This is a genomic window from Iodobacter violaceini (genome assembly GCF_011601265.1).
GTDB classification, from domain to species: domain Bacteria; phylum Pseudomonadota; class Gammaproteobacteria; order Burkholderiales; family Chitinibacteraceae; genus Iodobacter; species Iodobacter violaceini.
Genome location: NZ_JAAOLX010000003.1, coordinates 370,067 through 394,473 on the forward strand (window position 1 = coordinate 370,067; position 24,407 = coordinate 394,473).

The 24,407-nt window shown below is 49.0% G+C and carries 18 protein-coding genes and 1 riboswitch; of the genes, 8 read left to right on the forward strand and 10 right to left on the reverse strand.

Going from position 1 to position 24,407, the window contains the following annotated elements; all coding sequences use genetic code 11:
- Window positions 1-21: 21 nt before the first annotated feature.
- Window positions 22-191: riboswitch (FMN riboswitch) on the reverse strand.
- Between the two features lie 311 nt (window positions 192-502).
- On the forward strand, window positions 503-1,816 hold the full coding sequence (gene paeA / locus HA050_RS07755; protein WP_166824212.1) for a polyamine export protein PaeA: 1,314 nt from the start codon (window positions 503-505) through the stop codon (window positions 1,814-1,816).
- 99 nt (window positions 1,817-1,915) lie between these two features.
- Here paeA and lpoB read toward each other — a convergent pair whose 3' ends face one another.
- From lpoB to HA050_RS07770, 3 genes are read right to left on the reverse strand one after another with little or no spacing between them, the layout of a single operon-like run.
- Window positions 1,916-2,512, reverse strand: a complete 597-nt coding sequence (gene lpoB, locus HA050_RS07760; protein WP_218586925.1) for a penicillin-binding protein activator LpoB — start codon at window positions 2,510-2,512, stop codon at window positions 1,916-1,918.
- 19 nt (window positions 2,513-2,531) lie between these two features.
- Window positions 2,532-2,933 (reverse strand): YcfL family putative periplasmic lipoprotein, encoded by a 402-nt coding sequence (locus HA050_RS07765; RefSeq protein ID WP_099396384.1) that lies wholly within the window; start codon window positions 2,931-2,933, stop codon window positions 2,532-2,534.
- Window positions 2,934-2,968: 35 nt separating this feature from the next.
- Window positions 2,969-4,384 carry a COG3014 family protein gene (locus tag HA050_RS07770; protein ID WP_166824214.1) on the reverse strand — a complete coding sequence of 472 codons (1,416 nt, stop codon included), beginning with the start codon at window positions 4,382-4,384 and terminating at the stop codon, window positions 2,969-2,971.
- A 510-nt stretch (window positions 4,385-4,894) separates the two neighbouring features.
- Between HA050_RS07770 and ahcY the strand changes: the two genes are divergently transcribed.
- Entirely contained in the window at window positions 4,895-6,292 is a 1,398-nt protein-coding gene (ahcY, locus tag HA050_RS07775) for an adenosylhomocysteinase (protein WP_308418893.1), read from the forward strand.
- A gap of 78 nt (window positions 6,293-6,370) precedes the next feature.
- Here ahcY and HA050_RS07780 read toward each other — a convergent pair whose 3' ends face one another.
- Entirely contained in the window at window positions 6,371-7,138 is a 768-nt protein-coding gene (locus HA050_RS07780) for a substrate-binding periplasmic protein (protein ID WP_240929010.1), read from the reverse strand.
- 193 nt (window positions 7,139-7,331) lie between these two features.
- Entirely contained in the window at window positions 7,332-8,228 is an 897-nt protein-coding gene (locus HA050_RS07785) for an HTH-type transcriptional regulator ArgP (RefSeq protein WP_166824218.1), read from the reverse strand.
- Window positions 8,229-8,376: 148 nt separating this feature from the next.
- On the opposite strand from HA050_RS07785, the gene HA050_RS07790 reads away from it, so the two are divergent.
- From HA050_RS07790 to HA050_RS07800, 3 genes are all read left to right on the forward strand, one after another.
- Window positions 8,377-9,000: a trimeric intracellular cation channel family protein gene (locus HA050_RS07790; RefSeq protein WP_166824220.1), complete on the forward strand. Its 624-nt coding sequence runs from the start codon at window positions 8,377-8,379 to the stop codon at window positions 8,998-9,000.
- Between the two features lie 300 nt (window positions 9,001-9,300).
- Complete coding sequence (locus HA050_RS07795; RefSeq protein ID WP_166824223.1) at window positions 9,301-11,178, forward strand: S9 family peptidase; 1,878 nt, start codon at window positions 9,301-9,303, stop codon at window positions 11,176-11,178.
- A 128-nt stretch (window positions 11,179-11,306) separates the two neighbouring features.
- Window positions 11,307-11,990: a substrate-binding periplasmic protein gene (locus tag HA050_RS07800; protein WP_166824226.1), complete on the forward strand. Its 684-nt coding sequence runs from the start codon at window positions 11,307-11,309 to the stop codon at window positions 11,988-11,990.
- A gap of 127 nt (window positions 11,991-12,117) precedes the next feature.
- Here HA050_RS07800 and HA050_RS07805 read toward each other — a convergent pair whose 3' ends face one another.
- On the reverse strand, window positions 12,118-14,121 hold the full coding sequence (locus tag HA050_RS07805) for an alpha/beta hydrolase family protein (protein WP_166824229.1): 2,004 nt from the start codon (window positions 14,119-14,121) through the stop codon (window positions 12,118-12,120).
- 337 nt (window positions 14,122-14,458) lie between these two features.
- Between HA050_RS07805 and HA050_RS07810 the strand changes: the two genes are divergently transcribed.
- Both HA050_RS07810 and HA050_RS07815 read left to right on the forward strand, forming a co-directional pair.
- Window positions 14,459-15,850, forward strand: coding sequence for an aminopeptidase P family protein (locus HA050_RS07810; RefSeq protein WP_166824232.1), 1,392 nt, complete (start codon window positions 14,459-14,461; stop codon window positions 15,848-15,850).
- A 302-nt stretch (window positions 15,851-16,152) separates the two neighbouring features.
- Window positions 16,153-16,764 (forward strand): glutathione S-transferase, encoded by a 612-nt coding sequence (locus HA050_RS07815; RefSeq protein ID WP_166824235.1) that lies wholly within the window; start codon window positions 16,153-16,155, stop codon window positions 16,762-16,764.
- Between the two features lie 142 nt (window positions 16,765-16,906).
- Here the strand turns inward: HA050_RS07815 and grxD are convergent, their stop codons facing one another.
- The 4 genes from grxD to mgtE form a co-directional block, all read right to left on the reverse strand.
- Window positions 16,907-17,224, reverse strand: a complete 318-nt coding sequence (gene grxD, locus HA050_RS07820; RefSeq protein WP_099396373.1) for a Grx4 family monothiol glutaredoxin — start codon at window positions 17,222-17,224, stop codon at window positions 16,907-16,909.
- 154 nt (window positions 17,225-17,378) lie between these two features.
- On the reverse strand, window positions 17,379-18,188 hold the full coding sequence (prmC, locus tag HA050_RS07825; RefSeq protein WP_205836340.1) for a peptide chain release factor N(5)-glutamine methyltransferase: 810 nt from the start codon (window positions 18,186-18,188) through the stop codon (window positions 17,379-17,381).
- 225 nt (window positions 18,189-18,413) lie between these two features.
- On the reverse strand, window positions 18,414-19,697 hold the full coding sequence (locus HA050_RS07830) for a voltage-gated chloride channel family protein (RefSeq protein WP_166824241.1): 1,284 nt from the start codon (window positions 19,695-19,697) through the stop codon (window positions 18,414-18,416).
- A gap of 10 nt (window positions 19,698-19,707) precedes the next feature.
- Window positions 19,708-21,051, reverse strand: coding sequence for a magnesium transporter (gene mgtE / locus HA050_RS07835; RefSeq protein WP_439898216.1), 1,344 nt, complete (start codon window positions 21,049-21,051; stop codon window positions 19,708-19,710).
- Window positions 21,052-21,643: 592 nt separating this feature from the next.
- Between mgtE and HA050_RS07840 the strand changes: the two genes are divergently transcribed.
- Window positions 21,644-24,403, forward strand: coding sequence for a bifunctional diguanylate cyclase/phosphodiesterase (locus HA050_RS07840; protein ID WP_166824247.1), 2,760 nt, complete (start codon window positions 21,644-21,646; stop codon window positions 24,401-24,403).
- Window positions 24,404-24,407 lie beyond the last annotated feature (4 nt).

A 24,407-nucleotide genomic window follows, 5' to 3' on the forward strand; every position in this document is an offset into this window, starting at 1 on the left:
AGCCATGACCAGTTTATAGCGACGCATCTTCTTTCATCCGGACTATCACCGTCGGCTCTGGAATTTAACCAGATCTGCTGACCCTGAGCTTATCAATACAGCGCAGGCGCTCGCGGGCTTGTGTGATCATCTTTTGAGAAAACAGCACACTTACCGCCGGTGGGGAGTTGCACCCCGCCCTGAAGACGTACGACATAGGAAAAATATTCCAAGCCACATTGTCAGCTTTTAAACGCCCATTTGTCTATAATCCACGGGAAAACACTTACACTATTTCTTAATAAAATATACATATCATGCAAGCGTAATAGAATAAATCTTCAAAAACATATGCAGCCATGTACCCCATGGCTCATCCTGATGCGGCATAAATTCGGGCAACGCCGGGGACAAGTGCCACAGATTGTAAATTTTATACAAACCTTTCCACCCGCCTTGCCTGCATAAGAAGCTTCATAGCAAGCTGGCGAGCTGCTAAGCTAGCGGCAGGAGATTTAATATTATGATGAATGGCTTACTTATTATTTTTATTCTTATTTTAATTAGTGCATTTTTCTCTGTTTCAGAAATTGCGCTAGCCGCAGCACGTAAACACAAGCTGCAACAAATGAGTGAAGACGGCGATAAGCGTGCCGATCTGGTACTGGCCCTGCAGGAGCGGCCAGGAGACTTTTTTACCGTGGTGCAAGTTGGCGTAAATGCCGTTGCAATTCTGGGCGGTATATTGGGAGAGCCTGCTTTTTCCCCCGTTTTTAAAGCGCTGTTTATTCAATTGGCTGTACAGGCAGAAACAGCCGAAACGCTGGGTTTTCTGCTGTCGTTTACCGTAGTTACAGGATTGTTTATTCAGTTTGCCGATTTAATTCCCAAACGAATTGGCATGGCCGTACCCGAAGCCACCGCTGTAAATGTTGTGTCACCTATTTTATTTTGTATTTTTCTGCTGCGCCCTCTGGTTTTTATTTTTGATGGCATTGCCAATATGATTTTTAATGCCTTCAATTTACCTGCAGTGCGCCGGGATGAAATTACCACTGATGATATTGTGGCCATGGCAGATGCTGGCGCAATGGCAGGCACGGTACGCCGCAAAGAGCACAATCTGATTGAAAACGTGTTTGAATTAGAAACTCGTACCGTTACATCCGTAATGACCGCACGTGAAAGTGTGATTTTCTTTTCTCTGAATGAAAAAGAAGAAACAATCAGGGCCAGAATGCTGGCTGATCCGCATTCAAAATTTCTGCTTTGTGAAAACAGCATCGACAGCGTATTTGCCTATATCGATGCCAAAGATATTTTGCAATTGGTACTTAAAGGCGGCGAAATTAATTTGCTGGAAGGCTTAAAGCAATGCGGAAATCGCAAATTGCTGACGATTCCGGATACGCTTTCTTTATCTGAAGTACTGGAGCAATTTAAAGAAGCTCGCGAAGACTTTGCCGTTATTCTGAATGAATACGCCTTAGTGGTTGGCATTATTACGCTGAACGATGTCACGATTCAGCTGATGGGCAGTATGGTAGACCCTGGCGCCGATCAGATTGTGCAGCGGGATGAAAGCTCATGGCTGGTTGATGGCGTAACGCCGATTGAAGACGTAAAAAAAGCACTGGATATCGACGAATTAAAAGATGAAGAGAATTACGAAACCATTGCCGGTTTTATGATGTATATGCTTAAACGCATACCTAAAAAAGCCGAGCTGCTGATTTTTGGTGATTACAAATTTGAAGTGGTCGATATTGATAATTATCGTATTGATCAGCTGCTGGTCACCCGAATCAATCCGCAGAAAAAAGCGGACGAAGAGTAATTAAAAAACGGGCAAGGTTCTACCTTGCCCATGCATTGAATACTACCAGCGTTTATTGCAATGCAAGAAGCGGGCACAGTGATATGCCCGCCTTGCAAATTAACGCTTGGATGTTTTGCGAATTTCTTTTTCATCCTGCCATTCATCCACACCCTCTTCGATATTCTTTAAGATCAGTGTGAATTTATAATAAACGTCTTTAGTGCTGTCGTTCTTTTTAACAATCGATGTAATTTCGCCTGTTAATAAATATTTAGCGCCCTTCATCTGCCCGACTTTTACTTTATTTTTATATAAGCCACTTTCTGTCTGGCGGCGGATTTCTTCAACCTGCGCATCTAATGTGCTGCTGTCGGTTACAAATTTAGCACCGCTTTTCATCAGCTGCGTTTTCATGCTATTGGTGATATTGCGGGTATCAATATATTCAGTGGTTTTGTTTTTAACTTCGGCCACCACAATTAAAGGGCGGCCAGCCATGGATGGGTGCTGCATTAAAGAGCGCGCCATTGATTCTGAAATCATTTGCAAATCGGTAGAGCCAAATTCATTGGTGACCGTTTCAACCGCCTTGCTGTCGCCATAAACCACATCGCCACCGCCTACGGTAGGTGATGAGCTGGAAGCGCAGCCTGTGGCCAGCAATACTGCTGCCAATACCGCGCTCAGCTTTAATGCTTGTTTCATTGTTTTCATTGATCTGATCCTTTAGAAATTACTTAGCAGCAGGGACTGCACCTGTGTTGTCCGGGCTATTGACTTCCATTTTGAAATCCACGGCAGATGGCACGGGGGCAATGGTGTCGATAACTTGTTTTTGCAAACCAATAAATTTAAGCGGCTTCCATACTTCTTCGCCGCCCACCACAAAGCCGGCATCATCAAACCAGCGGAAGCGATAATAAAGCTGCTGATCGCCCTTATCCTGATTCTGCATTTCAAGCTGCACTGCCAGCAGGCCATTACGCTGAGCGGTGCGCCCGCCGGTGAGTTTGATGTATTTCATTTCACCCAGCTGCTCGATGCGATCAGAAAGTGAAATCGGGGCGGCCTGGGCGATGGCTGAAAACCCAAGAACAGCGGCCAGTAAAACGCCACGGGCAAGATACTTTTTCATGGTTATTCCTTTATTCAAAGTAGAAAACACGATGATTATTTCTTCACCTTTTTAGGCTTAGCTGGCTGAATCATAGCGTCTGCGCTCTCAGTCACCACTGTGTCTAATACCACAGATGACAAATCTGTCTTTCCTAAATACACCTGATTACCCATCACCCTGACCGGCACAATCTGGTAAGGGCTGCTTACTTTAATATCAAACGCCTCCTGCCCCTGCAGTGTTGGCACTAATACTTTATGCATACCCTGTGGCAGGGTTGCCCGCACGATGGCAATCTGCGCGGGCAGGGTACTCCAGGTACGCTCATCGGCCTGCTCGGTAATCACGCTGACCAGCCCAAGCACTAAGCTGGCAATTGCACTGGCGTTATTGTCCCGGTCATTCAGCTGCTTTTGCGCCACGCCTTTTGTCACGGCCCGGATAGTGGAGCGCAAAATAATGCCCGGCATATCGTCCCGCAATGCGCGGCGGCTCATGGCATCTACGCTGGCGATGGTGCTGACCGGCAGAAAACGCCCGTCTAATTTAAGCTGCGACGGCGCAAAATCGTTGCCAGAGCGAATCACAGGAAAAGACATCGCCGTTAAGCCAACCCGATAAATGGGCAGGGGCACCGTCACAGATTTGCGTGCCGGGGCAAGGCCCGAGCTCACCACAAACAACACCTCGCTCATTCCGCGTTTACTGGTTTTGCTGTCGAGCTGAGACAAGCCATCTTCTAAAATCCTGGTATTGGGCTGCAGCTCGATAGCCTTGCGATAGCCCGGCGCTGCCAGGCTTTTTTCACCCAGCGCTTCATAAACAAAAGCCGCAAGGTAATGACTAAACGCATTCTGATAGCTGTTTTTTAAAGCTAAAACGTCCGGATCATCCAGCGTTTCGGTTGGATAGCCTTTTAAATCTTTAAACGTCGTTTTTACACCTCTGCTTTTAGCCTCTGCTTCGTCTTTTTCATATGCACGCGAGCGATACTCCGCAATAATTGCTTCGCGTTCATGCGTTTTTTTGACTTCAACCCGTGCATTAGCCCAATCCCCTGCTGCGGCATGATTCATAGCCAGCAGAGTAGACAGCAATACTTTTTCGTAATCGTAGCCATCGTAACGACGGGTTTTATCGTTGATTAAAAAGCTGCCCACCTCACCCATTAATTTATCAGGTGAGTTTTTAGCGGCGTCTTCCCAATCCTGAATTTTGGCATCCGCCTTCAGCCAGGCGCCGGTACTGCCAGACCAGTCACTTTTTAGCTGTAATAACTGACCCTTTTCCAAATAATACAAAAGGTCTTTATCGCTATTATTCGATTCCAATACAGCCAGGGCGCTATCGGGCTTGCCTGCGCGGGCAAAATCAATCGCCCCCTGCGATTCGGCCTGATACTGGCGCATTGATCCGCAGGCACTTAAAGCCAGGACCAGGATCAAGCTGGCGCATCGTTTTAATTTCATTCCACAACCTTGGTTGATAGCGGCACAATTCATTATGCCAACTGACCCTAAATAAATTTACTTTAAAAATCACAGCATAAATGCAACGCATTGTTTCTAGTTTGCTACCAACTGCAGAACCAGTCCTGTCATCACTTTGTGCGAATGCTACTTAATGTAAGCAAATACTGCATTGTAAACAAGACAATCATCAGATTCTTAACGCTATAATGAAAGCACATTCGAGGGGCGCTGCAACCCTTAGCAGCCTGTCGAACTTAGCATCAGTCGGCGACAGAATCACCTGATCGGCCCATATTGCACCGATTTTCTGACCAATAACTCGTTATTGGCACTACAAATCCGGCAAAAACTGGTCCCGGCCATGCGATTTTTCGCTACGACCGCCTAAGTCCGACAGACTGCCAGGGGCCAGGCTCGAATTTCTTAACTGCGCTCTCCTGTAAACCCGCGCCGGGTACGGCATGCGTGTTGGAGATGCCATCCCGGCCACAGATAGGAATCACCACTGTGGCAAATCTTGATTTTAAAGTCGCTGATCTATCTTTGGCAGATTGGGGCCGTAAAGAAATTCGCATTGCAGAAACAGAAATGCCCGGCCTGATGTCTGTGCGGAGCGAGTATGCCAAAGCACAGCCACTTAAAGGAGCCCGTATCGCGGGCTCTATCCATATGACCATCCAGACTGCTGTGCTGATTGAAGCGTTGCAAGCACTGGGGGCCGAGGTGCGCTGGGTATCTTGCAATATTTTCTCTACCCAGGACCACGCCGCAGCGGCCATTGCTGCTGCAGGTACATCGGTATTTGCCCACAAGGGCGAAACACTCGAAGAATACTGGGACTTCACCCACCGCATTTTTGATTTCCCCAACGGCCAGTACGCCAATATGATTCTGGATGATGGCGGTGATGCCACCATTTTGCTGCACCTTGGCGCACGTGCTGAAACCGATCCCTCGGTGATTTCTGCCCCCGGCAACGAAGAAGAAATCGTGCTGTTTGCCTCAATCAAAGCCACACTGGCCAAAGATCCTAAGTGGTACTCCACCCGCCTTGCTTATATTAAAGGCGTCACCGAAGAAACAACTACCGGTGTACACCGCCTGTATAAAATGCACAGTGAAGGCCGTCTCTCCTTCCCTGCCATTAATGTTAACGATGCCGTTACAAAATCTAAATTCGACAACCTTTACGGCTGCCGTGAATCACTGGTTGATGGCATTAAACGCGCTACCGATGTAATGATCGCAGGTAAAGCCGCCGTGATTCTTGGCTATGGCGATGTGGGCAAGGGCTGCGCCCAAAGCCTGCGCGGCCTGGGCGCCACCGTTTACGTCACCGAAATCGATCCGATTTGCGCGCTGCAAGCCGCCATGGAAGGCTTTCGTGTGGTGACAATGGACAGCATCTGCGATCAGGGCGATATTTTTGTTACCACCACCGGCAATGTGGGCGTGATTACGCACGAACACATGCTCAAGATGCGCAATAACGCCATCGTCTGCAATATCGGCCACTTTGACAGCGAAATTCAGGTTGCGTCCTTACGCCAGTACGAATGGGAAAACGTCAAACCGCAAGTCGATCATATTATTTTCCCTGATGGCAAACGTATTATCCTGCTGGCCGAAGGGCGTCTGGTAAATCTGGGCTGCGCCACCGGCCACCCCAGCTTTGTGATGTCCAATTCCTTTACCAATCAGGTACTGGCGCAAATCGAGCTGTTTACCAAAACCGAGCAATATCCGGTTGGCGTTTATGTTTTACCCAAACACCTCGACGAAATGGTGGCCCGCCTGCACCTGAAAAAAATCGGCGCAACACTCACCGAGCTGACCGACGAGCAAGCGGCTTATATCGACGTACCCAAGCAAGGGCCTTATAAACCGGCGCATTACCGCTATTAATGGTTTACAGGTGTTAATCGTCTGAAATAAAAAACGGGAAGCCAGGGCTTCCCGTTTTTTAAATGTGCCATGCAATCATTATTTGATTTTTAATTCAACCGGGCTCTGGCTGGCAATCATTCTTTGATAGCTGCCGTCTTTTTTCATCGCGGATAAAATTTCATCGAATTTATCCCTTATCGCTCTCAGATTTCTTTTTTTGGAAAAAGCCATATAGCTGGGAATAGCCTGCACTTCGGGGGCAAGCTCTTTCACTTTATGCTCAGCACCTTTGCGCCTTAAAATATCTAAGGCGCCATACTTATTACTGACCAGAATATCAAAACGTTTTGCTAATAATTTTTCCACATTCTGTTCACCGGTATACGTCACATCCGGGGCTTTAATCATTTTATTTTTAACTGCATTATCAAAAACATCCCCATAACTGACTTTATTTACCGCACCAAAACTGTAATTAGCCAGCTTTTGCAAATCACCATCAAACTTAATATTTGATTCTTTTAAAACAAATAATGACACTGCCTGCGGCATCAGCACTTCTTTAGAATAATCCGCAAATACTTCTCTTTCTGGCGTTTTATATGCAGTAAAAACAGCATCAGCAGTGCCATCTTCAATCATTTTAATTGAGCGGGTCCAGGGCATTAAAGTGATGTTTACGGGCTGCTGCATCCGGCGAAACACTTCTTTTACGATCTCCACCACAAAACCTTTAGTCTGCCCATTTTCTTCATACTGATAAGGGGGATACTGCAGCGTCACCAGCTCCAGTGGTGCACTTATTGCGGATGCAGCATAAATCATCAGCCCCAAACAGGAGAATCTGATTATATTTTTTTTCATAGACCTCCCTTTATGATTTAAATGGCAATGCACACTTATTTAAGCCCGTTTATTTCACAAGCATAGCGGTTTTCTATGCGCGAAATAAACACCTTACGAATTTAAGCAATATACACTGCCATCCTGTTTTCTAAGATATGCAGCTGACAAGTTGTTGCCTGCATGGCACTCACCGGCAAGTATTCATATATAGCTACCCGGAAAGAGGCGTGCCCAGTACTGCTCTTGCCGCATCCACAATCTGTTTTGACAGCGCTTCCATACGCGGCGATTGTACTTTCCATGAGTGCCAGTAAAGCTTTACATCGCACGGGTAATCCGGTGCAAGATCAATCAGATCACCAGTGGATTCAGCCAGCAGCAGCTCGGGCACCATGCCATAGCCTAAGCCGTGGCAAATAGCTGCCAGATGGGGCTCGGTGCCGGGCACATAATGGCAGGGATAGGCATCGGGCAGCAGCCCAAAGTGGTTTTCCAGAAAGCCTGCCTGCAGCGTATCTTTGTGAGAATACGCCACCACCGGAGCACGCCGCGCATCGCTGCGGTTAATACCCTGAGGAAACCAGCGCTGGCAGAAGCTTTTGCTCGCCACCAGGCGATAGCGCATCACGCCTAAGACATCGGCAAAGCAGCCTTTCATGGGTTTTTCTTCGCTGCCAATGCAGCCTATGGCCATCCCTGATTCGAGCAGGGTGTAGGTGTGATCCTGATCTTCAACAATTAAATCAATCAGCACTTCTTCATTGACCAGTGCCTGCGCCAGCGCAGGGAAAAACCATGTGCCCAGCGTATCTGCATTCAGTGCAATAGTCAGGAGCAGGGGCGAATAACGCTCCACGGCTAAATCTGAAGCCAGATCGGCCTCCAGCTGCATCACACGGCGCAAATATTGCAGCAATCGCTGGCCTACCGGCGTGGCCCGGGCCGGACGGCTGCGCACGACCAGTGGATTACCCAGATTACTTTCCAGCGCCCGCACCCGCTGCGAGACAGCAGAAGCCGTTAAATGTAAGCGCAATGCCGCCTGTTCAAAGCTGCCGGTTTCAATCACGGCACGCAGCGCTTCGGTTTGTCTGGGGTCTAAATTCACCAGCGTATCTTTCACATATTAAGAATTTTTAAGCATACCTTATTTTTATTAAATTATATTCAATATATCCAAACACTTATGGATAATGTCATTTAATTAATTATTTCGCATAAGCACTTATGCCCCACTCTGATAAAAGAAGTTTGAAATGCTGCTTTACACTATCTATTTGATTGCCATCACTGCCGAAGCCATGTCCGGAGCGCTGATGGGCATGCGCCGCAATATGGATTTATTTGGTATTTGTTTTATAGGCACGGTCACCGCACTGGGTGGTGGTACAGCACGCGATATGCTGCTGGGCCACTATCCGCTGGGCTGGGTGGCGCACCCGCAATATCTGCTGTTTACCATTGGGGCAGCCGCTTTAACTGCTTTAATCGCCAGCCATTTGCATCATCTGCGCCGCTTATTTTTGCTTGTTGATGCACTGGGTTTGGTAGCCTTCACCATTATTGGCTGCAATATCGGTATGGAAGCTGGCGTGCATCCCGGCATAGCCATTATGGCGGGAGTTGTAACCGGCGTATTTGGCGGGCTGCTGCGCGATGTGCTTTGCAATCAGCAACCAATGGTACTGAGCCGCGAGTTTTACGCCAGTGTGTCTCTGGCTACCGGCGCTTTGTATATTTTGCTGCATTATTTAAAAGTAGAAACCGGCCCCGCCTCAATGATTGCCTTAGTTGCGGGCTTTAGTTTCAGATTATTAGCAATGCGTTTACGCTGGCAATTACCTGTTTTGCGCGGCGAGCACATTAAAGGTTTTGATTAATGACTCCCCAGCGGAAAAGATAAAACATTTTTTCCGCTGGGATTATAAATAATAAACAGCCCCGGCTAATTCCCAGAAAAACGCATTTACCCTTCCTGCCTCAGCCTTCTCCCTTTTCGCCCGAAAACTGCCTTTTAAAACCAAAGTAAGAAAAATCAGCATTTAAATAAAATTAAAAAAGCAGAAAAACTCAAATAAGCGCGATGATCATCAGGATGGAGTGCTGATTACAATTTAACGACAATTCTAATGGGATATTTAGATATAGTTTTTGGTACACAGATCAGCCAGGGATATGCAATGAAACACCTTTTTGCCGCCGGAACCGCCGGCCTTATGCTTGCTTTATCGGGTACTGCAATTGCAGATGAAGTGATCACGCCTAAGATTCCTATGCGCGATTTTTTTAAAAATCCGCCCAGCAGCAATTACCAGCTATCCCCCAGTGGTCAGTTTATTTCCTTCACTCAGCCTGTGGCCGACCGGCTGAATATTCATATCATGCCGCATGGTGGCAAGGCCAAAGCCATTACCGCCATTACAGACCGTGATATCCGCCAATATTTTTGGAAGGGCGACGATCATATTTTGTTTTTAAAAGACAATGGCGGCGATGAAAATTTCCACTTATTTGCGGTAGATAAAGAAGGCAAGGCCACCAAAGATTTAACCCCATTTGAAAAAGTACGCGTCGAGCTGATCGATGAGCTGGAAGACCATCCGAACGATGTACTGATTGGCTTAAACAAGCGAAATCCGGAAATTTTTGATGCCTACCGCCTGAATATCAAAACCGGTGAGCTGACCCTTGTGGCAGAAAACCCAGGCAATATCGATGGCTGGATCACCGATCACACAGGGCAGATTCGCGCCGCTAAAACCACCGATGGTGTAAGCAGCAGCCTGCTCTACCGCAGCGATGAAAAATCCCCATTTAAAGTGGTACTCACCACCAGCTACAAAGACACGGTACAGCCGCTCTTCTTTACCTTTGATAATAAACGCCTCTACGCCACGTCTAACCTTGGCCGCGATAAGCTGGCGATTGTGGAGCTGGACCCGGCCACCGGCAAAGAGCTCAAAGTGGTATATGAGCGCAATGATGTTGATGTGGGTGGCTTGCTGTTCTCCAAAAAGCGCAAAGTGCTGACGGCCGCTACCTTTGAAACCTGGAAAGAAGAGCGCCATGTACTGGATAAAGACACCGCAGCCCTGCTAAAAGACTTACAGGCCAGGCTGCCCGGCTACGAATTACGCCTGCAAAGCAATAAAAACGAAAACGCCTGGATTGTTTCCACATGGAACGACCGCAGCCGGGGCAGCCGTTATTACTACGCCAACGGCAAGCTGGAAAAACTTGCCGATATTTCGCCAGAGCTGCCAGAACAGCAAATGGCAAAGATGAAACCGATCAGTTATCAAAGCCGCGACGGGCTTACCATCAATGGCTATCTGACGCTGCCTTTAGGCAAAGAAGCTAAAAACCTGCCTGTAATTGTCAACCCGCATGGCGGCCCATGGGCCCGGGACAGCTGGGGTTTTAATCCGGAAGTGCAATTTTTAGCCAACCGTGGCTACGCTGTTTTGCAAATGAATTTCCGTGGCTCCACCGGCTACGGCAAGTCCTTCTGGCAAGCGTCGTTTAAGCAGTGGGGCAAAACCATGCAAAACGATATCAGCGATGGTGTACAAGAGCTGATTAAACAAGGCGTGGCAGACCCGAAAAAAGTATGCATCTATGGCGCAAGCTACGGCGGCTACGCCACCTTATCAGGGATGACTTTCTCACCCGATCTGTATGCCTGCGGCGTGGATTATGTAGGGGTAAGTAATCTGTTCACATTTATGAATACCATCCCGCCTTACTGGAAGCCTTATCTGGAAATGATGTATGAAATGGTGGGCAATCCGGAAAAAGATAAGGCGCTGATGCAATCGGCCTCGCCGGTTTTCCATGTGGACAAAATCAAAGCGCCACTGCTGGTATTACAGGGGGCGAAAGATCCGCGGGTGAATATCGCCGAATCAGATCAGATTGTTGAAGCGCTTAAAAAACGCAAAATCGAAGTGGAATACATCGTTAAGCAAAACGAAGGCCATGGTTTTCATAATCAGGAAAACCGCTTTGATGCTTATGAGGCTATGGAGCGCTTCTTTGCCAAACACTTAGGCAGTTAAACGCAGCAGCCTGCTCATTCAGGGCAGGCTGTCTGCAGCAAATCATCAACTTGGGCATCATCATGGCGATCTGTGTCTAAAATACCTGAACAGCCAAGAGAACAAATTCAATGCCCAAGTTAGCAATCATGCTTTTCATCTGGAGCGCACTTACTCTGGCCGAGCCCGTGAAGCTGGTTACAGGGCCGGATTACGCTCCCTATACAGACCCTTCCTTACCAGATGGCGGGCTGGCTGCTGCCTTAGTTAAAAAAGTAATGAAACAAGCCCGCTTACCCTATGAGCTGGAATGGCGGCCATGGTCAAATGGCTATAGCTCAACGCTGAAAGGCGCGTATACCGGCACCTTTCCCTATATCAGCACGCCTGAGCGGCGTAAATTATTCGATTATTCCGATCCGTTATTCGTGCTTGAAATGCGTGTATTTGCCTTAGAAGGCAGCCATCTGGACGGCACGCAGCCCGAAACTTTAGCCGGCAAGCGTTACTGTCACCCCCTGGGCTGGGCCTACTTAAAGCAAATCGAAATCATGATTCAAAATGGATTGCTCCTTCCAATCCGCCCCTACGATATGAGCGCTTGCATACGCTTAATGGCCGAGGACAAAGCCGACTTTATTATTACCGATCAAAAACAAGGCAAGGAAACCATCGCGCATCTGGCTAAAAAATTACACCAAACCCCAGTGCCTGTTGGCGGCATCATTGAAAAAATCACCCTGCACCTGATTACTCCCATCAATCAACCCAAGGCCCGTGAATTTTTAATGCAATTCAATCAGGCATTGCAGGAAGTGCATCAGCAACAATAAAGCCCTCAAACAAGCGCTGCTGATTTCACCATTCAAATACGATACCGGGGGAGCTGTCTTTACCCCCCCGGCTTGCTGGCATTCGTAAATCAAAGCCAGAAATATCCGCCACTTGCACACACGGGACTTAAGGCTTCAGGTTTTTATCCAGAAATTTTTCCACCCTGCTCCAGAAATCGACCTGATTCTCTTCCTGAGACCAGCCATGGCCTTCATCACGGTAAAAAATCCACTCTGTATTGGGATTATGCGGCTCCAGCGCCCGGCGCAATAATGTGCCGTGATCAAACGGTACGCGGCGGTCTTCCCCGCCATAGGCCAGCAGCAGCGGCTGAGTCAGCCTCTTTGCCTGCTTAAGAGGTGAAGTCTGCTCTAATTGAGCGGCATCTTTTACAGGATCGCCCACCAGCACAGGCATACCATAGGTTTTCCATACTTCATCCGAATCGCTCCAATTAATGGAATACATCAGATTAATATCTGTCACCCCCACCCAGTTCACGCCGCAGCGATAAAGCTCCGGATAACGAATCAAACCCATTAATGTGGCATAGCCGCCATAACTGGCCCCTGCAATGCAGACGCGCTTAGCATCTGCAAAACCCTGTTTAATAGCCCAGAGTGTGGCGTCAGCAATATCATCCTGCATTTTCAAGCCCCACTGTTTCCAGCCCGCTTTAAAATGCTTCGTACCAAAGCCAGTACTCCCGCGATATTCGGGCTCAATCACCACATAGCCGCGCGATGCTAAGAATTGTGACTGGCTGTCCCAGCCCCACTCACCACCCCGCACATAAGGCCCTCCGTGCACCAGCACCACCATAGGCGCCGGGCCTTTTTGCTCTGCAGGCCGGGTAATATGCACCGGGATATCAAGGCCATCCCGGGCCGGGAAATGTTCCAGATCACGGGAAGCCATTTGCTCAGCACTAACCCATTTTCTGGAAGGCGCCAGCAGGGTTAACTCGCCCGATTGTGGATTAAATAAACGATAAACAGGCGGTTGCCGGTCTGAATAAGATGTAAGCAGTAATTGTTTTGCTTGCCGGCAATTTCTGCACGCAAATAGGTTGAGTGTAGCGGGAAGGAGCTCATTCACCTTATCCTGCCAGGCTTTCATTTGCGGATCAAACCAGTGTGAGCCCCTGGCGTCGGTCAGATAATTTACCCCCAGCAGCCCCTGGCGCTGCTCGTCCAGAATCAAACCACCGCTGAAATCGTACCCCTTAAGCGATAAAACAGGCTCTGGTTTTAAAGGCTTGTTATTTAAATCGATACTGACTAAAGACAGGGTATCAGCCTTAGCGTCTGCATAAGCCTTGGCGTAAAGCACATTATTACTGCTTAAAAATAAGGGATCAAAACTCAGGGCATTGTTGCCAAACAACTCTCCCTCCTGCACCAGCCCCCATTCATCCTGTGGTTTTGGCTTCCAGTACAGACGCGCTTTTGCCCCGACACTCGCCACAACCACACGCGGATTGCCCTGGGCATCCACCACCCAATGCCTCGCTCCCTGCGGAGCCCCCTGGGTCAGCGTTTTGCTCAGGCCTGTACGTGTATTCAATCTGAGTAAGGTCAGTGATCTTAATTCGTGCAAATTATCTAAATTATAACGAGCCACAATGATGTCATCGCTGCCATCATTTAAGGGTGCAAAAAAACCATGCAGGGCAGATAACTCGTGATCAATCACGCCCGCCTCAGAAATTTTCGACCAGCTGCGCTTAATTAAGCGGCGGACGGTGCTTCTGCCTTCTCGATCCACCGCATACAAACCCGCCCCCTGATGGGAGGCATAGGGTGACTGGCCATCATCGGCACTAAAAATGAGGCGATCATCATTCACCCAATGCACATCTGAGATATTCGCATCAGCAAACCCGGCAACCACGCGGGGTTTAGATAAATCATCCATATTGAGCACAACCAGCCTTAAACGCTTTTCTGCCCCCACCGACATGAGCGCCGCAATATACTGACCCGAAGGCGACATCACAGGCTGAACCATATCCGGCTTACGAAAGAAATCCTCAATCGCTGGCACTGTGGCCGCAAAAATATTTCCTGCATAAAAAACAGAGAAACCCGCCAGCCCTGTAAGGTATAAACGCTTTAAAAATTGCAGCAACCTGACCCCCGAATATGCCAATTAATTATTGTGCAGCAACATTATCATCACATAAGCTATATGTAAAATTTAACAATAATTTTTAATCTTTATTACAAATACGAATAAAGCCCTGCTGTTTTTGAGCCTCAGCAGCAGTACAGCCCCCTCACTTCTCAGCAGATCAGCCAGCTATCTTTAGCAGGCAAACTAAGCAGCAAAGCGCCAGGTTTCATTTAGTAAAAGAAAAAGATCAGCCATTCAGGGGGTATCAGCACGATTAAATGCCACTTCCACCCATTTACAAACGGCGCTCTTTCAACAAAGATACGCCCCACACATTCAATGGAAAAACGCCATGTTTCAGCCCGAAATCTATCGTCAACGCCGTGCCACTCTTTCTGCCAGCTTGCCGGATAGCCTGATTTTGCTGCTAGGCAACGTCGATTCGCCCATGAATTACTCGGATAATATTTTCCCGTTTATTCAGGACAGCAGCTTTCGCTACTACTTTGGCCTGAACGAGCCCGGCCTTGCCGGCCTGATCGATACCGCCAATGATGTGGTAACCCTGTTTGGTAATGAGCCGGAAGTGGCTGATATCGTTTGGACCGGCCCTCAGCCCAGCTTAAGCGAGCGCGCGGCTACTGCAGGTGTAAATCAGAGCCAGGCTTACTCAAAACTCGGCGAAGCCTTAGCCACCGCCCAGGCGGCAGGCATTACCGTGCAATATTTGGCCCCCTATCGTGGCGAAACAATTCTGGAGCTGGCAAAGCTATTAAGCACCGACAGCTCAAAAGTAAAAGCAGGCTTTTCAAGCGCCCTAACCCACGCCGTGATTGCACAACGTGAAATTAAATCGGCGGAAGAAATCGCCGAAATGGAAAAAGTGCTGGCGATTACCCGCGATGTGCACCATGCCGCGATGCGTGCATCACACGCTACCGTGCTGGAGCATCAGGTTGTAGGCTTAATGGAAGGCATTGTCCGAAGCCATGATTTACAGCTGGCCTACCCAAGCATTTTCTCCAGAAACGGCGAAGTGCTGCATAACCACCATCATCATCAGGTACTGCAAACTGGCGATTTGGTACTAAACGATACCGGTGCCACCTCATCCGGCGGCTATGCCAGCGATATCACGCGCACTATTCCGGTAGGTGGCAAATTCAGCCTGCGCCAGCGCGAATTATATGATGCCGTACTGGCCATGCAGACCGAGGCCATTGCCGCATTAAAACCCGGCCTGCCTTACCTGACGGCCCATAAATTAGCCGCCAGAGTCATGGTCAGAGCTATGAGCAAGCTGGGCTTCTTTACTGGCGACGCTGACGCGATTGTTGAATCCGGCGCGTACGCCATCGCCTTCCCGCACGGCCTTGGGCACCAGATTGGTCTGGATGTGCACGATATGGAAAGCCTGGGCGAAAACTTAGTCGGCTATGGTGAAGGGGTAGAACGCAGCAACTTATTTGGCATGGGTTATTTACGTCTGGGTAAGCCGTTAAAAGCAGGCATGGTGATTACAGTAGAGCCTGGCATCTACTTTATCCCTGCCCTGATCGACAGCTGGCAGGCAGAAGGACGCCACAGCGATCTGATTAATTACGCCAAATTTAATGAATACAAAGACTTTGGCGGTATCCGTATCGAAGACAATGTGCTGATCACCGAAACGGGCAGCCGCATTCTTGGCCCGCATATTGCGCGCACTGCAGAAGAAGTTGAGGCAGTGATGGCGGCGGTGTAAGGCGTTAAGAAGCGAGGTGCATTACGCCAGCCACAAAAAAATGGTGATTGGTAAGGACGGGTGAAGCCTAATCCTGACTATTTAATCATCAGCAGCGCAGGAGCGGCTTTAGCCGCGATAATTTTAAAAGCAGTGCCATCGCGGCGAAAGCCGCTCCTGCGATTTGTGTTTTGCTTAAGCTGACAGGATTGGGGTGAAACCCGCCCCATCCCCATTATCTGCGTTGTTTTCAAACCACAAATCTGGTTTCCCCCCTGACAAACGGCTAAGATGAAATCCCAAACCCAACCTATGCAGATGGCATGAAGCTGATTACCTCGTATACCAGCCCTTTTGGCCGCAAAGTACGCATCGTTCTTGCCGAAAAACGCATTGAATGTCAGCTGATTGAAGACAATCCATGGGCAGCTGAAAGCAGTGTCAGCGCACTGAATCCGCTGGGTAAGGTGCCGATTCTTCTGCTGGACGATGGCAGAACCTTGTATGACTCCAGAGTGATTGTAGATTTTCTGGATCACAGCTCGCCGGTTGGCAAACTCATCCCCAGTGATCATCGCCAGGCCATCAGCATTAAGCGCCGCGAAGCACTCGCCGACGGAATAAGCGATGCTGCGGTATTAATCAGGCAAGAGCGCATCCGCCCGCCGCATTTGCAATCCACAGAATGGATTGAGCATCAGCAAGCCAAAATAGAGCGCGGCCTTGAGCAGATTGCAAGTGAGCTGGATGAGAAGAAATGGTGGGGAAGTGATTTATTTTCTTTGGCCGATGTGGCGCTGGGATGCACCTTGGCCTATATCGATTTTCGCCTGCCTGAGCTTGGCTGGCAGAGCCGCTATCCGAATTTGCAGAAATTTTACAGCAAGCTTGAAGAGCGCCCGTCTTTTACTGAAACCGCCCCACCCATGATATGAAGCAGTTTTTAAGACTATATTGCAGGGTGTATACACAGCAGCGGTGGGCAAGGAAAACCACTAACACGCCTTATTCTGTATAAAACCAGGCACTGCCCCACGCTTAAGCTGGCAGGCCTGGATTGCTTTACTGATCTTCGCCTTACTCTTCGCCAATTCCTTCCAGCATTTTTTGCAGCTCGCCCGTGGCAAACAGCTCTTTCATAATATCGGAGCCACCGACAAACTCGCCCTTGATATAGAGCTGAGGAATAGTTGGCCAGTTTGCGTATTCTTTAATGCCCTGACGAATATCGGCATCAGCCAGCACATTTACCGCAGCAAAAGAGACGCCACAGTTTTTGAGCAACTGTACTGCGCCTGCAGAGAAACCGCACTGTGGAAAGGTAGGCGTGCCTTTCATATAAAGAACCACTGCGTTTTCAGTTACTTGCTGGCGAATCAGATCTTGCGTGTTCATTTTAAGTTTCCTTTGTGATACCTGATGTATTTACTCGGGTATTGTACTTTTATGAAAAAATCGCGGCAAGTAAATCCCATAAGGCAGGTTCAATCCGACCATTTTGGGGTATTTCACAGCCAAATCCGGCAGATTTCGTGTACTGCATGTTTTATCACGCCAGAGTGTAACGTCCGCCGGTAACACGCTCTATGCCTGATAAATCACGCCAGCTTTGCACTTCATGAAAGCCAGCATCTTCCAGCAGGGAACGGCAAGCCGCTGACTGATCCCAGCCATGCTCACACAAAAGCCAGCCACTCTCTTTTAAGTGATGGCACGCACCGCTGATAATACGGCGAAGATGCACGAGGCCATCGCCCTCATCACTTAAGGCGCTGCGTGGCTCAAAGCGTAAATCGCCTTCGCTTAAATGATGATCATTTTTCTCAATATAGGGAGGGTTGGATACAATGATCTCAAAACGTGCATCTCCCAGTGCCTGATACCAATCCGACTGATAAAAACGCACCGCCGCATCCAGCCGGCTGGCATTGGTCTGGGCCACAATCAAGGCAGATGGGGATAAATCGACGGCGCTCACATCCAGATCCAGCCGCTCCAGCTTCAGCGTAATCGGAATACAGCCTGAGCCTGTACCCAGATCAAGCACCCTTGCCCCGTCCGCCGCCCGCTCTAAAGCCAGCTCTACTAATAACTCGGTATCCGGCCTTGGGATCAGCACACTGGGGTTTACAACAAAATCACGCCCATAGAACTCACGCGAACCAATAATATACGCCACCGGCTCGCCCGCTCTGCGGCGGGCAGCCAGTGGATTAAAAACACTGACATGGGCCGGATCAACCTCATCCTGGCCGTGGCCAATTAACCATGCGCGGTTTTTACCCGTGCAATGGCTAAACAAAACTTGTGCATCAATCTTATCCAAACCACTTTGCAGCAATAAAGCTGAATAATTCATAAAGGCTTCCGTAAAACGGTTGGCTAAACCATGCTCATTCATACACGGCAGCTAAAATTCCACCCAAGGATGAAACTCAAATATTAAACCTTGGAACAAAGGAAAAACACGGAAGGCTACGAAGAAAAGCACAACAAGACTATCGCCATAAAACGCCGTGCTTTCCGTGGTAAACGTATTTCAAAATTTAGGTTTTCGCAGTAACGCATCAGCTGTTTAATTTGATTACTTTTTTGAAGCACGATAAGCCGCTATTTCACTCAGTTTAATGCCCTCAGGCGCCGCCCGGTATTTGCCGTGCACGATGCGCTGCGCGCGGTAAATACCAGTGTGCCCGGAGAATAAATAGCTCACTACGCAGGCTAATGCTGCATACACGCCCACTTCTGCCCCAAACATTTCCATCGCCATCAGCGTAGAAGCAATGGGCGTATTGGCCGCACCGGCAAATACAGCCACAAAGCCCAGACCAGCAAGAAAAGCAAAATGCAGATTTAAAAATGGCGCCAGTACATTGCCCAGGGTCGCGCCAATATAAAATAGAGGCGTGACTTCGCCGCCTTTAAAGCCACTGCCAAGCGACGCCACAGTAAATGCAAATTTCGCGGCAAAATCGTAATTTGCCATCGGGTGCTGAAAAGATTCGATAATTGTTGGGATGCCCAGCCCCAAGTAACGCTCAGCACCTGAAAACCAGGCCACCAAAGCAATCAGCAGCCCGCCAATAAAGGGGCGGAGCGGCGGGTAGTGAATGAGCTTTTTCATTCCAGCTGCAAGCTGGTGTGTGACATTGGCAAAGCTGCGCGCAACCAGACCAAAAATCGCCCCGGCCAGCAAAACAGCGGCCAAAACCCAAAGGCTAACCGGGGGGATGGCCCCAATCAGATAATGCGTATGATGCACGCCCCACAAGAGGCCCACCTGATCGGCCACCACGGCAGCAACAAGGCAGGGCCAGATGGCATCAACCCGCATACGGCCAATCGCCAGCACTTCAAAACCAAACACAGCGCCTGCCAGCGGCGTGCCAAATACAGAGGCAAAGCCCGCGCTGATCCCCGCCATCAGCAATAAGCGCCGGTCGCCATTTTGTAAGCGAAACAGCCGGGTCAGCTGATCAGCCAGCGCCGCGCCCATTTGCACTGCCGTGCCTTCACGCCCTACCGAGGCGCCAAAAATATGGGAAACCACGGTGCCGCCCAAAACCAAAGGCGCCATCCTGAGCGGGATAATTTTTTGCGGATCATTAATCTCATCAATCAGCAGATTATTGCCTGCCTCAACCTGCTTACCAAAGCGCCAGTAAATCCAGCCAACGATCCCCCCCGCCATGGGCAAGCCCGCCAGCAGCCAGGGATAATCCAGCCTTGTCGTAGTCGCCCAGTCTAAAGCAAACAGAAAAAACGCCGAGGCCGTGCCAGCGAGAATACCAACCAAAACAGCCAGCAACAGCCATTTGGCTAAAGCCAGCAGTACAAACCATTGTTCCTGTGCTTTTGAAAAACGCATACTCTGCCCATTACATCAGGAAGACCGAAGCCAGCCCAAGGAAAATAAAAAAGCCCATCGAATCGGTGGTGGCGGTCAGCAGGACTGATGAGCCATATGCCGGATCACGTCCCAATTTTTGCATGGTGAGCGGCACTAAAATCCCCACAAGAGCCGCAACTAACAGATTCAGCATCATGGCCGCCATCATCACCACGCCCAACGAAACCTGGCGGTAAAGCAGCCATGCAATTACGCCCAGTACGCTGCCCCAAACCAGGCCATTTAAAAGCGCAATACCCACTTCCTTGCCAATCAGGCGGCTTGAATTACTCGGTGTAATTTGCCCTAAAGCCAGGCCGCGAATAATCAGGGTAATGGTTTGCGTACCGGTATTACCGCCAATGCCCGAAACAATCGGCATCAGAGCGGCCAGCGCCACTAAATGGGTAATGGTTTCTTCAAAAGCGCCAATCACGCGGCTGGCCACAAAAGCGGTACAGATATTCACCGCCAGCCATGGCCAGCGGTTTTTAGCGGATTTCCACACGCTGGAAAACAGATCTTCTTCTTTCAAACCGGCCAGAGACAAGACTTCGGCGTCAGATTCTTCACGAATCACGTCCACCATCATATCCACCGTCAGGCGGCCAATCACTTTATGGTTGGAATCCACCACCGGTGCAGACACTAAGTCATAACGCTCGAACGCCTGCGCGGCATCCCCGGCATCATCGTGGCCGCGAAAAGTCACTACATCAGTGGCCATGGCATCGTGCACGGTTAAATCGGGATCGGAAACCAGCAGGTGATTAATCGCCAGCACGCCTTTAAGCACCTGCTCGTGATCAACCACAAATAATTTATCGGTGTGATTAGGCAGCTCGTCAAAGCGGCGCAGATAGCGCAGCACCACTTCCAGGGTAACGTCATCCCGGATAGTGACCATCTCAAAATCCATTAAGGAGCCAACTTCATCCTCAGGATATGAAAGCGCCGATTGCAGCTGCGCCCGCTCCTCCTCATCCAGCCCGCCTAATAATTCAGAACGTACCTCATTGGATAAATCCGGCACAAGGTCAGCCAGCTCGTCAGCATCCAGATGCTCGGCCGCGGCGATAATCTCGTAGTTTTCCATATCGGCCAGCAGCGATTCACGCACTGCATCGGATACTTCCAGCAAGATTTCGCCATCATGCTCGGATTTCACCAGCTCCCAAACCAGCAAGCGATCAAATAAAGGCAAGGCCTCTAAGATGTGCGCTACGTCTGCGGGGTGCAAACTCGCCAGCTTTTTTTGTAACTCGACCAAATTCTGCTTATGCACCAGCTGCTCAACCAGCTCGTGCTTAGCCATATCCTGACGATGCACCATATCTTCAACAACGCGATGCCTGTCCAACAGGCGAACAACCTGTTGCAAGCTTTCCTGAAGGCTTTCTTGCTGTTTGCGGGTGACTATCGTCATGCCGGGAATTCCAAAAAGAAGGGTGTTAAAAGACGTGCGCGAGTTTATCACGTCATCGCACCATGACGTTTATGCAAAGTTTGGGTTTAGCCCATTCTGTGCCATGAAATAAAGCCCATCATGCAAAGAATAAAATGCAAATTGCATACAAGATAATATCTTTATTTTTTTGCAAAAAACTCCGCATGAACATCAGAGATTTTCAGCGTTCTGCAGCTTATATTTAAAGGATAAATATGCAGATAAAAAGGAGTATCCCCAAAACACAAATCCGGGCAAAAAGATCACTTTCTTCCGGGAAGAATACTTGTATTTATTTCGTTTTCGCCAAAGCCTGTTTTCAAGCGTGCTGCTTATCTGTTACCAAAAACAAGTTTTTCCCCGTTTTTACTATTCTACCTTCTTAACAGGAGGAGCTTTAGCGCTCTGAAGAACAAAACAGCAGTATGATGTTTACATCATCCGGCATTTCGCTTTATCTGACTCTGATGAACGACTTATGATGATTACCTCTTTGCAGCGACTCTCTATCCGCATCCAGCTTTTTCTGCTGACGCTCGCCATTACACTGCCATTTGTTGTCATGCTGGGCCTCTTTTTGAATCATGAGCTGAAGCAGTTACATAAAGAGGCCTATGCAAAAGTACAAATCATTGCCAATAACTCGGCCTCTGACATTGCCAGTCGCTTACATCGCTACCAGCAGACACTGCTTAGAATCGCCAGCAGGCCGCAGGTAAAAGCACTTGATCCACAACACTGCGATCCGCTTCTCAAAGAGTTTGTTCAGCTCTCTCCCGAATTCACCACCCTGTCTCTGCGGGACAAAAATGCACAGCCCATCTGCAGCTATTTAAGCCAGCCACCAAGCACCCGCCAGCTGGAGCAATTCCCATGGTTTACCGAAGCAATACAAACGCAGCATTTCACCCTGGGTGACGCCGATGTGGGCAGCTCTTCCGGGCGCTGGGTTGCGGTACTGGCTCAGCCTGTTTTTAATCCCGCGCTGGGCGGGCTGCTCATTTTGCCTCTGGATTTACTCAAATTCAGCAAAGATGTTTTTCATAGCACGCCCGCACAAACCATTATCACGGTAATCGATCAGCGCAATATCATTGCGCTTCACTCCGGGGATGCCGCAACATGGATCGGCCAAAAAACAAAATACACAACATCGGCCCGCCCCAATGAGCTAAGCATTATTAAAAATGAAGACGGCATCAGCCGGCTTAACTCATTTGCCACAGTACCGGGAACAAAATGGCGCGTATTTGCAGGGATTCCTGAGGCAGAAGTTTTTGCCGAATACACTCAATACTTATGGTACAGCCTTACTCTCAGCATCATTTTTCTTATACTGGCGCTGCTGCTGGCCTGGCGCATCAGTATATTTATTATTCAGCCCATCAGCAGGCTGGTCCGCACAGCCAGACAGGTTGCAGAAGGCGATACCCATACCCGCGCCAGTGTGGATGGCCCTTTGGAAATCAAAGCCGTTGCAAAGCAATTTAACGGAATGCTCGATGCATGGCAGCACAGTGAGGCCGTTCGCTATGACTCAGCCTTACACACGCAAACGATCTTAGATAACATGGCCGATGCGGTCATTACGATAAATCAACGCGGCATCATTGAATCTTTTAATCAGGCTGCCAGCGCCATTTTTGGCTATTCCCACGCAGAAATAACAGGGAAGAATATTTCCCTGCTGATGCCAGAGCCGCATCGCAGCCACCATGACAGCTATCTGCAAAACTATCAGTCCAGTGAAGCGCGCATTATTGGTGTTCCACGAGAGGTAGAAGGCCTGCGCAAAAATGGCCAGCTGTTTCCAATGAGCCTGTCGGTATCAAAAATCAATCTGACAGGAAGAATCACCTTTATTGGTTTGATCAGGGATATCACGCAAAACCGCGAAAACGAGCAGGAAATTCGCAGGCTTGCCTTTTATGACCCGCTGACAGGCCTTGCCAACCGGCGTTTACTGGCAGACAGGCTAAGGCAAGCCATGATTACCTCGGCTCGTAACGGCCAGCACGGGGCGCTGATGTTTTTAGACCTGGATCACTTCAAGCAGCTGAATGATAATTTAGGCCATGACCTGGGAGATCTCTTACTGCAGCAGGTGGCCGAAAGATTACAAAATTGTGTGCGGGAAGGAGACAGCGTGGCCCGTCTGGGCGGGGATGAGTTTGTTGTCCTGCTCGAAGAACTCAGCACCAATCCCCACGAGGCGGTTACGCAAACCGAGCTTATCGCCAGCAAAATACTGGAAGAACTTGGCCTGCCTTATGCGCTTAACGAGCATGTTTACTCCAGCACCCCCAGCATTGGTATTGTCTTATTTCTGGAAGACCTGGAAAGCATGGAGGAGCTGCTCAAAAAAGCCGATGTGGCGATGTATCAGGCCAAAAGTGCGGGGCGGAATACGGCCCGTTTCTTTGACCCCGTGATGCAGGCCGCTGCTGCTGCACATGATGAATCAGTCAGGGATTTGCGCCGGGGTTTTGCAGGGCAGGAATTTGTACTGCAGTATCAGGTACAAGTGGATAACAACGGCGAGATAACCGGAGCCGAAGCCCTTGTTCGCTGGAATCACCCTGAGCGGGGTTTAGTTGCGCCACTTGAGTTTATTCCGCTTGCCGAAGAAACCGGCATCATTTTACCGCTGGGGCAATGGGTACTCGAAACGGCCTGCAATCAGCTGCATCAATGGTCATTGCAGCCTTTAACCGCAAATTGGAGCATGGCCGTCAATGTAAGCGCCCTGCAGTTTACGCAGGCTAATTTTGTTGAACACGTCAGCTATGCCCTGAAAAAAACCGGAGTAAACCCCAGAAAGCTGAAATTAGAACTCACAGAAAGCATGCTGATCGACGATATAGAAGACATCATCGACAAAATGAATCATCTGAAAAAACAAGGAGTCAGCTTCTCTCTGGATGACTTTGGCACGGGATATTCATCCTTGTCCAATCTGAAACAACTGCCGCTGGATCAGCTTAAAATCGACCAGTCTTTTGTACAGGATATTATGTCCGATCCAAGCGACGCCATTATTGCACGCGCAATTATTGTGCTTGGGCACAGCCTTGGCCTGAAAGTGATTGCGGAAGGAGTGGAAACACAGGAGCAGCGCGATTTTCTAATGGTGATTGGCTGCGTGGCTTTTCAAGGCAACTACTTTGGCAAGCCCCTGTTTGCGCATGAATTGAATATGCAAACTGATCCAGGCGATGCTGCAGCCAGCAGCATATAAATCA

Coding starts and splice junctions, on each gene's coding strand:
- HA050_RS07800 (WP_166824226.1), top strand. CDS start 11,307: ATGCTTTTCATCTGGAGCGCACTTACTCTGGCCGAGCCCGTGAAGCTG.
- HA050_RS07765 (WP_099396384.1), bottom strand. CDS start 2,933: ATGAAAAAGTATCTTGCCCGTGGCGTTTTACTGGCCGCTGTTCTTGGG.
- prmC (WP_205836340.1), bottom strand. CDS start 18,188: ATGAATTATTCAGCTTTATTGCTGCAAAGTGGTTTGGATAAGATTGAT.
- HA050_RS07830 (WP_166824241.1), bottom strand. CDS start 19,697: ATGCGTTTTTCAAAAGCACAGGAACAATGGTTTGTACTGCTGGCTTTA.
- HA050_RS07770 (WP_166824214.1), bottom strand. CDS start 4,384: ATGAAATTAAAACGATGCGCCAGCTTGATCCTGGTCCTGGCTTTAAGT.
- HA050_RS07780 (WP_240929010.1), bottom strand. CDS start 7,138: ATGAAAAAAAATATAATCAGATTCTCCTGTTTGGGGCTGATGATTTAT.
- HA050_RS07790 (WP_166824220.1), top strand. CDS start 8,377: ATGCTGCTTTACACTATCTATTTGATTGCCATCACTGCCGAAGCCATG.
- HA050_RS07810 (WP_166824232.1), top strand. CDS start 14,459: ATGTTTCAGCCCGAAATCTATCGTCAACGCCGTGCCACTCTTTCTGCC.
- lpoB (WP_218586925.1), bottom strand. CDS start 2,512: ATGAAAACAATGAAACAAGCATTAAAGCTGAGCGCGGTATTGGCAGCA.
- HA050_RS07795 (WP_166824223.1), top strand. CDS start 9,301: ATGAAACACCTTTTTGCCGCCGGAACCGCCGGCCTTATGCTTGCTTTA.
- HA050_RS07815 (WP_166824235.1), top strand. CDS start 16,153: ATGAAGCTGATTACCTCGTATACCAGCCCTTTTGGCCGCAAAGTACGC.
- HA050_RS07840 (WP_166824247.1), top strand. CDS start 21,644: ATGATGATTACCTCTTTGCAGCGACTCTCTATCCGCATCCAGCTTTTT.
- paeA (WP_166824212.1), top strand. CDS start 503: ATGATGAATGGCTTACTTATTATTTTTATTCTTATTTTAATTAGTGCA.
- mgtE (WP_439898216.1), bottom strand. CDS start 21,051: ATGGTGCATCGTCAGGATATGGCTAAGCACGAGCTGGTTGAGCAGCTG.
- grxD (WP_099396373.1), bottom strand. CDS start 17,224: ATGAACACGCAAGATCTGATTCGCCAGCAAGTAACTGAAAACGCAGTG.